Raw genomic sequence first — 2,640 nt, forward strand, 5'->3', positions numbered from 1 at the left:
CAGTTACACTTCCTGTAGAATAACTATCACTGATATTAACACTCTTATCAGTCTTTTCATTTGTCACGTTGCCTATGAGACCTCCAACAGCATTATTTCCAGTAATATTTCCAGTTGCATAGCATTTGCTCACTTCTGCATCGAAACCTATACCACCCAATAAACCACCAACAAAGTTGTTAGTACCTGTTACATCTCCTGTTGCATTACTGTTGGTAATTTCAGAACCATATCCTGAAGCACCTACCAATCCACCGACACGAAGTACCCCAGATACATCTCCAGTAGCATAACTATCTGTCATCACACCATTGAAACCAATAGCTCCTGCAAGACCACCTGCATATCCGATTTCAGGATCTGTTCCAATTACGGTACATGATGAATGACAATTACTAACTTCCGAACCAACAGTAGGATCCTTGTTGATTTTATCACCCGATGTACCTCCTATGAGTCCTCCGACATGCTCTAAACCCGACACAGTTCCTGATGAATAGCAATTAGTTATTAAAGAATTATAAAACGCACGTCCAACAAGACCACCTGCATAATTACCACCAGTTATAGATACATCTTCCATGCCAATATTCTCAAACATTCCACCTTTTGAATATCCGAACAAGCCAACAAAGTCAATATCTTCGCGATTAACATACAAGTCGGATATTACATGTCCGTTCCCAAAGAATTTTCCCATATGTGGATCATCTTCAGTTCCAATTGGCAGCCAACCTTTACCGCCATCCGCCATAATGCCAGCATAGGTATCATAGCCAGGTGATGTCTCATCAAGGTCTGTCATTAAAATATAATTCATTCCTAGACCGTTCCTTATATTATACATATCCTCCCAGCTATATATCAATACTGCCCTAACCAAATCCTCCGGTTCTTCGATATACACCGAATATGTACTTTCATCCCATCTCACATTCTGTCCCAGAGCCTCAGCCACAGCACGAACAGGCAAATAGGTGGTGCCATCATAGATAAAAGGTTCAACCATCTTTCCCGTGATATCCTTAGGCACAATCATTTTGTCGTTAACAAAGATTTTAATGTCATTATAGTAAGCTGTTATTGTTTGAGTTACTACCGTTCCAAATGCCATTACAGTCATTGTGAAGATTAATATGGCAACTAACACCACTACTGAAAAACCCTTAAGATTTTCCTTTTTCATTTCAAATGCCTCCCTCCAAACTTTTTAAACCATTCTGAAAAACTAGAACCAAACATAAAATAATACTATAAGCATTAACCCCCTTTCAAAATAATAAAAACCCAAGTTCAAAAAGAACAAGGGTTAATAAACCTGTTGAATTTATGTGAATTTATGTAGATAAATACCTCTTTACACAACCCTGAGTATTAATACAATTACATCCCAATTATATCACGGAATTGGGTTCATTACTATGGATTGAAAACCACCCATTCAAATCCAATCATTTCATACCCAATTGTCCATCAGACTCATAGTATCCCTTTTTCTACATCAACCCATTTGAACTCATATTCCCTGTCTTCTTCATGAACCAGATAGTAATACCTATCGCCAATAAGACATTGAGCAACACCCAAACCCAGTACCCAGGTTGTGGAACATGCTTTAGGTGTAGTATTGGGAAAAAAGGTACCGATACATTACTCATTGCATGAGCTATCCATGGAATAACCAGCTTTTTACCACTTGCATTATACAACCATCCATGAACAACCGACATGCTCACAGTGTATATAAAAAATGGAAAGAAAGAATAATAAGCGTGCCCCTCACCAGGCATGAACCAAAGTGGTAAATGCCACACACCCCAAACGATACCTATAAGAATACTACTTTTTAGAATACCGAAACGCTGCTGCAAAGGTTCTTGAGCGTAACCACGCCAGCCAAACTCTTCCTGTCCGCCTCCCGCAACAAGTATAAAAATAAAATATGGAGTAATCAAGACTATTACAGGAACTGCTAAATCCTCTGGAAAAAGATTGGGAGGTAGAGTATCAATACCTGTAAAATTCACAATATAATGTGCTGCTGCAGTTATTAGCAGCGGTAATAATAATGCCAACACATAATATATTGGCTTCACATGAAGAACAAATGCATTACGGAAAAAACTTTTCACTCCCGACCGTCCACCTTTTCGAGAAATCAGTATAACCGCTGCAAACAAAGGCCCAAAGGCTCCAAGTATTACCGCAAGAGTCACCAAAGAGACTATGGATTCCGAAAGTTGAATAACACCAAATCCCGACAATACAAAGGGTAGCCAAAGTAACCAGGAATATATGAAAGTCAATAAGAAAAAAAGCCATACGTTCCGATCATTTTGTTGATTAGTTTCTTTCAAAATGTTCTCCTCTCAATATCTTTGAGTTTATTGTGGAAACATTATTCTTTATTGCTCAATTTCATCATATCACTAAAAAAACTTAATTACAATACATCCAGTCACAACAGATGACATTGGCGTTAGACAAATAAATATCGATATTAGTAACAAAAAACTATTCCGTTGCACTTTCCAACAATGTAATGGTCTTGTCAGCACAATTAAGTTCAGTCATTATTCCATAAGGAAGTGACTTATCCCAAGTTTGACGGACACAGAACCGTGATTGTATAATTAAATC

Annotated in this window: 2 protein-coding genes; both read right to left on the reverse strand. The window is 37.9% G+C overall.

Features of this window, described 5'->3' with window-relative positions; translation table 11 throughout:
* On the reverse strand, nucleotides 1–1,186 hold a 1,186-nt coding region (locus AC3AX0_RS09210), incomplete at its 3' end, for a GLUG motif-containing protein (protein WP_487550002.1).
* A 310-nt stretch (nucleotides 1,187–1,496) separates the two neighbouring features.
* Nucleotides 1,497–2,357 (reverse strand): CPBP family intramembrane glutamic endopeptidase, encoded by an 861-nt coding sequence (locus tag AC3AX0_RS09215; RefSeq protein ID WP_487550003.1) that lies wholly within the window; start codon nucleotides 2,355–2,357, stop codon nucleotides 1,497–1,499.
* Nucleotides 2,358–2,640: the final 283 nt, after the last annotated feature.

This window comes from Dethiosulfatibacter sp., assembly GCF_983023055.1.